Raw genomic sequence first — 5,706 nt, 5'->3', positions numbered from 1 at the left:
GCCCGGTAGGATTCGGACCTACGGCCTTTGGTTCCGGAGACCAACGCTCTATCCCCTGAGCTACGGGCGCCAGTAATTATTACTGTAATGTCTGGATTATCAACAACATCGTTGTCTATATCGCGTCTTCAAGATACCCGGTGGCGCAGTGCATGTCAAGCTGGATGAGGGGCAAGGGGTTACATCCCCAGACTCTGATTTCTGGAACCTACAGCTGGTCGGGGGCTTCGCCGGTGGCTTCTTCTTCGGCGACGCGCTCGCGCATGCGTTCGGCTGTGTGGGCACGCTCCTCTGGGAAGTCCGGGTTTTGTGGCGGGACGTAGGATTTGCCGTCTTCGATTGCCGACTGGATGTCGTCGGTTGCCAACTCTTCATCAGGCTCTATAACCTCTACGGGGCCGAATTCCTCTATAGCCGGCTCGGCGATTCCCGGCCAGGGTTCGTCCCCGGTGTAATCGGTTTCAACGACCTCCAGGTTGTTTACCACCTGGGCGATACCCTCAACGCTATCAAGAAGGGTCTCTGCCGCTTCCCTTTCTTCCTGGTTGCTAACGCTACCCTCAAGGTACACGATGCCGTTTTCGACCGTCACATTGATGTAATCGGCCACTATTTTATCGCTGCTCGCATAAACTTCCTGCACGATATCGAATATTTCGTCGTCGGTCATGGGCGTCTCTTCACCGGCTAAATCAAACCCATCTCGCTTTGCCATCATGAACACCCCTTTCATAAAAGTCGCTTCTAAAATTGCTCAAAATTTTCAAAATCCCCAAACGTCTAATATGCGCTCGCTAGCCCAAACACCATAATCTATAACAATCCGCGTAACCACCGCCCGAATATCGCGGACATTTTCGTTCTCTTAAAGCTGTTCTACCCGCTATTTTCGAACCTAAACAGCTTGAAAAAGAAGAGGCCCGGTCGATGATGGGAAGCTCTCCTTTGGATTAGACCTGCCGCAATACTACCACAACTGCCAATTTTTGGTAATATGTTTTCGATAGGCTGCTAGTGCGATAAAATAGAGCTTATATGAATGCAAAAGATACTGCTAAACTACATAAAACGGCAAAGAAACCCAAGAAGAAAAGGAGCAGACGCAGCAAGCTCTCGACTCTTCTTATCGTTGTCGGCATTATCATCATCATAATTCCCTTCGCGACCGAGCTCTACGGCTATTTCGAGGCCATTAAATTAACAAGCGCGTGGGATTTACAGGCCAAGAACCAGCGCAAACGGGGCGATAAGATAAAAAGCTACCAGGACGAACTCGTGGCGTCGGGTCAACTGCCGCAGGAGGATTCCATCATCGACAACTCGAAGCTGGGCAAGTCGATAACCCACAAAAAGGACTCCGAGCGTAAAAAGCCGTTTCCTAAAACCAGAATCCGAATCCCGAAAATCGGTGTCGACCAGGTAATCCTTGAAGGCGTCGGTCCGGAAATACTGCAGTACGGGCCCGGGCACTACATCGGAAGCTGTAACCCGGGTGAGCGGGGCAACGTTGGAATCGCCGGCCACAGGGTTACCTACACCCACCCGTTTAACCGGCTCGATGAGCTAAGCAACGGCGATACCATCATCCTGGAAACCGTTGATTTCATCTACGAGTACCAGGTCGAAAACATGATGGTCACCGACCCGAAAAACGTCTCGAACCTGCAGCCGACCTCCGACCCGAGGGTCACGCTTACCACCTGTAACCCGAAGTACAGCGCGAAAACCAGGCTTAACGTAATAGGCGTGCTTATAAACACTAAGCCGCAGCGGGTTAACATCGTCCGCGCGGTTAAGGAGATCAAAGAGATATTTAAAACCGAGAAGAAAATCGAAAAGATTAAGTTCGACGATAAACCAAAAACCACCAAAGAGTACCAGCGCGACCTGGAAGATGCAAAAAAAGCAATAAATAAAAACGCCCTGGATGGGAACGCATATATCATCATGTCGCGCAGTTGCCTGGGGTTAGAGCGATATGGGGAATCGTACCAGGCGCTTAAGAAAGCCGAGCTTATCCAGCCGGATTCGGTTGAGGTGCAACGGATGTACCGGCTGATAGATATGAAGAAAAAGCAACTTGAAGATGAAGTCCATGCGATGGAGAGTGTCACGGACAGGAATGGATTAAACCCGATGTCCTACTTTGAACTCGGGCGTATGTGTCTTGCTACCGAGAATTACGAGGAGGCCGCCCAGGCATTTAAAAACGGTTCGGTTGCCGCCCCCTATGCGGCGGATATGTATGCCTACCAGGCGTTGGCATACGAGAAAATGAAAAGGGATGATTTGGCTGTTACTGCATACAACCTGGCATTACGCTACGACCCCACATTCCCCGAGGCCGTTGAAGGGATGAAACGACTACAAAGCGGTAAATCCGCCAGCGGGCTCGATGTAAACAGCCTTCCCTACAAATTAAGGCCACAGTAAGAGGACTCCACCGATTGGCTTACCGGTGGAGTCCTGTACGACTATAGCTTAGCTATGCTGCATTTATAAGTTTATAGTTCCTGCGGTGATCCTAGATCGCCGGCTGGTGGTGCTGGTGGTGTGGCTGTATCGGACGGGTTAAAGTGACCGTGCCCAAATCCTCCGAATCCGGGTCCACCAAAGCCAGGTCCACAGAACCCGCGCCCGTGTCGGCCTCCAAATCCGAACATAAACTGTTTCAGATCGATACCGTTTTCCTTCGCCCATGTCTCCAGGTCCGTGCGCTGCTTCTCCATGGCCTGCCTTCTCTCTTCAGGAGTGAGCGCCTTAAAGGTCTCCATCTTGTTCTTCATCTCGTTCTGCAGCTCGTCCATCTTTTTAAGAATGGCGTCCTTCTGCTTTGCCGTAATCTTACCATCCTTAACGTCCTGGCTAAGCTTCTGCTCCAACGTCGCTTTGTGTTGCGCCTCGCGCTCTTGCTTGAAATCGCCGAGAACCTTGTCTACCTTGCCGCGATCGAGGCCGAATGCCTGGACCAGCTTTTCGATAACCGGCGGATAGCTTTGTGCCGTTTGCTTGCTAGCAGCAAAAACGCTGTATCCTCCTACGAGCGTGATTAATAAGGCGGCAACGGCTACGCCTATGATGACTTTGATTCTTGCTTTTGATTTCATCTATGCTTGCCTCCTTCCATAAGAGATAGTTCGCATCATAAGCTTATTGTTGCAAACAAATCTGAGAAATCGCTTAAGAAATGGAGCTAAAGAAGAATTTTCGGTACTCTTTCGGTACTTTTTATTGCTTGCGCGGAAGGGTTACGGTGAAGGTCGTTCCTTTGTCGGGTATGCTCTCAACATCGATGGTTCCGTTATGCATATCAACGATGGTTTTGGCGATCGATAAACCGAGACCGTAACCTTCGACCTTGGTTTTTGTTCGAGAAGCCTCTGCCCGGTAGAACCTCTTGAAGATGTAGGGAAGATCGCCGGCCCGTATGCCGGCACCAAAATCCTGCACGCTTACGGCGACTTTGTTCTTTACGGGATATGCGCGCACGATTATTTTTCCATTTTGGTGGCTGTATTTGATGGCATTGTCCAGAAGGATGGTGAGGAGCTTGGCCAGACTATCGCTGTCTGCCTCAACGGAGATGTCATCGATAGTGCCCTGTATCTCAATATCCTTATGATTGGCGAGCGTCTTTACATTTTGACGCGCTTCTTCAACCACATTCGACAAGCTAACTTCTGCAAAGTTGCTCTTGCTAGCCGTATTCTGATAGCGGCCCAGTATTAAGAGGCTATCGGAGAGTTGCTGTAGCTTGTCGATCTCCTCCAGATTGCTGGTTAGCACATCCCGGGCGTAAGGCGTGTCAAAATCCTTATCGCGTAGCGCTACTTCAACCTCGGTTCTCATGGCGGTCAACGGCGTGCGCAGCTCGTGGGATGCATCCGAAACAAACCGTTTCTGCTCATCTACCATGTTCTCAATAGGTTTAAGCGTGCGACCGGCCAAAAAGTACCCGGCCAGTCCGGCGAGCACGAATATGACGCCGTTAAAAGAAAGGAGCTGTAGCGCGACCCTTCTTCTTGCTTCCTCAAATAGCTGATTATCCAGAGCACCGCCCGGCGCTAATTCCCGAATCATAGGAGAACCGGGGTCGCGCTCTAAGGGATGATGGAATAGGTCTTGCGGCGGCCTTTGCCCCGCGGCGTTGCGCAGCGCCTGGATACGAAGACCCCTGCTGATTTCAAATGTTGCGCCCTGGAATACCACCAGGCTGAAAAGAATACTGATAGCCATAATACTTAAGAGATACCAGACGGTGAGCTTAAGACGGGCGGAATGAAACATGTTTTAAGAGTCCCTTCCGATTTTATAGCCAAATCCCCGTACGGTCTGCAATAAAGAGGGCTTATCAGTAAACGGCTTATCGATTTTGTTTCTCAAGTAGCCGATGTACACCTCGACCGTGTTGGGAAGTATATCGGCATCATAATGCCATACATGATTGATGATCTGGTCCTTGGTAAGAATCCTGTTTTTATTGCGCAGCATGTATTCAAGCAGGGCGAACTCTTTCTTTGATAGATCTATGTGCCGCCCCGCCCGGGCAACCTCATAGGTGAGCGTGTTAAGGCTTAAATCTGCCGCTGAGAGCATCGAGCCGAGGCTCTCTTTAGGTCTTCTCCCCAGGGCTCTGATTCGTGCAAGCAGTTCGGCGAACGCAAAAGGCTTGACCAAATAATCATCCGCCCCGGCATTTAAACCTTCGACTTTATCATTGAGTTGGCCTTTCGCAGTCAGCATAAGAATAGGGGTGTGTATATGGGCTTGCCGCAGTTGACGGCATACCTCAACGCCATCCATCTTCGGCAACATCACGTCTAAAATGATGACGTCGTAATCCGTGGTCGACGCAAGATCGAACCCGGATTCCCCATCGTACGCGACATCAACTGCGTAAGTTTCCTGCTCCAGACCCCGCTTTATGGAATTGGCTATCTTATGTTCGTCTTCTACAACCAAAATTCTCATTTGCTTGCATTATATCAACTCTAAACTGAGAAACAACTGAGAAAACCGGTATCAGATTAAGAAGACCTTGATCGACAAACAAAAACGATAACGTGGATATGATCAATAAGAAAAGCAAGAGGAAGGTAGTGGGAACCCTTTATTCTTAGTCGTCGTTGAGCTGTTTGTCTTTGTTGCGTAGCTTCAAACCGGATCCGATGAGGCTTCCGCCGGCCAGAAGATACCAGATCATTTCGACACCGGTTTTAGCCTGCTCTTTTAGCAGGGTTGTTGTGGTCACCGGCAAGATAGTGGTCGTGGTGGTAGAGGCGGATGGGTCGGACGTTGTCGTGGTCTTTGCTGCTTTGATGTTGCTGTTCTTAGATGCGTCTGTTGTGGTCGAGGTTGGCTTCGGCGTCCGGACAACGGTCGTGGTAGTTGTCGGCTGCTTGATTTTGCCATTACTTGCCGCTGTTAAGTAATTAACGACGAGGTCGTTTTCTTCGGGGGTCAACTCAGCGCCCCACCTTACCATCTTGTCGACAATTGAAGACCATTGCTTCTCGGTTTTCTTCTGTCCTTCCCAGCGGGATTGGTTGTGGCAGACCGTGCAGCGATCATAAACTATCTTGCTCGTGTCTTGAGCCAAAGCGAGCGGTGATGAAGCTACCAAAACAGCACATACAAAAACGAAACTACTTATTAATTTTTTGCTTGTCATTCTTGGTGTCATCCTTGCAACCCTATTTCAATAGT

Annotated in this window: 6 protein-coding genes and 1 tRNA gene; 1 reads left to right on the top strand and 6 read right to left on the bottom strand. The window is 49.8% G+C overall.

All coding sequences use genetic code 11. The features are described 5' to 3' along the window. A tRNA-Arg gene (locus COY37_RS00155) sits at positions 1–70 on the bottom strand. Positions 71–208: 138 nt separating this feature from the next. After that, positions 209–718: a BON domain-containing protein gene (locus COY37_RS00150; protein WP_286678381.1), complete on the bottom strand. Its 510-nt coding sequence runs from the start codon at positions 716–718 to the stop codon at positions 209–211. Positions 719–1,035: 317 nt separating this feature from the next. On the opposite strand from COY37_RS00150, the gene COY37_RS00145 reads away from it, so the two are divergent. Beyond that, complete coding sequence (locus COY37_RS00145; protein WP_286678380.1) at positions 1,036–2,433, top strand: sortase; 1,398 nt, start codon at positions 1,036–1,038, stop codon at positions 2,431–2,433. Positions 2,434–2,504: 71 nt separating this feature from the next. On the opposite strand, the gene COY37_RS00140 is transcribed toward COY37_RS00145, so the two are convergent. The 4 genes from COY37_RS00140 to COY37_RS00125 all read right to left on the bottom strand — a co-directional run bounded on the left by COY37_RS00140 (position 2,505) and on the right by COY37_RS00125 (position 5,671). Next, a complete protein-coding gene (locus tag COY37_RS00140; RefSeq protein WP_286678379.1) occupies positions 2,505–3,107 on the bottom strand; it encodes a hypothetical protein in 603 nt (200 codons plus the stop codon). A 121-nt stretch (positions 3,108–3,228) separates the two neighbouring features. Further along, positions 3,229–4,287 (bottom strand): sensor histidine kinase, encoded by a 1,059-nt coding sequence (locus COY37_RS00135; RefSeq protein WP_286678378.1) that lies wholly within the window; start codon positions 4,285–4,287, stop codon positions 3,229–3,231. A 3-nt stretch (positions 4,288–4,290) separates the two neighbouring features. Further along, positions 4,291–4,971, bottom strand: coding sequence for a response regulator transcription factor (locus tag COY37_RS00130; protein WP_286678377.1), 681 nt, complete (start codon positions 4,969–4,971; stop codon positions 4,291–4,293). A 145-nt stretch (positions 4,972–5,116) separates the two neighbouring features. Then, entirely contained in the window at positions 5,117–5,671 is a 555-nt protein-coding gene (locus tag COY37_RS00125) for a hypothetical protein (RefSeq protein ID WP_286678376.1), read from the bottom strand. Positions 5,672–5,706 lie beyond the last annotated feature (35 nt).

The sequence above is a fragment of the Candidatus Aquicultor secundus genome (assembly GCF_002791875.1).
In the GTDB taxonomy this organism is placed as follows: Bacteria; Actinomycetota; Aquicultoria; order Aquicultorales; family Aquicultoraceae; genus Aquicultor_A; species Aquicultor_A secundus.
This window is presented reverse-complemented; position numbering and strand designations above follow the sequence as displayed.

Bases quoted from the DNA above. Each gene is read 5' to 3' on its own strand.
- COY37_RS00150 (WP_286678381.1), bottom strand. From the start codon at position 718: ATGATGGCAAAGCGAGATGGGTTTGATTTAGCCGGTGAAGAGACGCCC.
- COY37_RS00140 (WP_286678379.1), bottom strand. From the start codon at position 3,107: ATGAAATCAAAAGCAAGAATCAAAGTCATCATAGGCGTAGCCGTTGCC.
- COY37_RS00125 (WP_286678376.1), bottom strand. From the start codon at position 5,671: ATGACAAGCAAAAAATTAATAAGTAGTTTCGTTTTTGTATGTGCTGTT.
- COY37_RS00130 (WP_286678377.1), bottom strand. From the start codon at position 4,971: ATGAGAATTTTGGTTGTAGAAGACGAACATAAGATAGCCAATTCCATA.
- COY37_RS00145 (WP_286678380.1), top strand. From the start codon at position 1,036: ATGAATGCAAAAGATACTGCTAAACTACATAAAACGGCAAAGAAACCC.
- COY37_RS00135 (WP_286678378.1), bottom strand. From the start codon at position 4,287: ATGTTTCATTCCGCCCGTCTTAAGCTCACCGTCTGGTATCTCTTAAGT.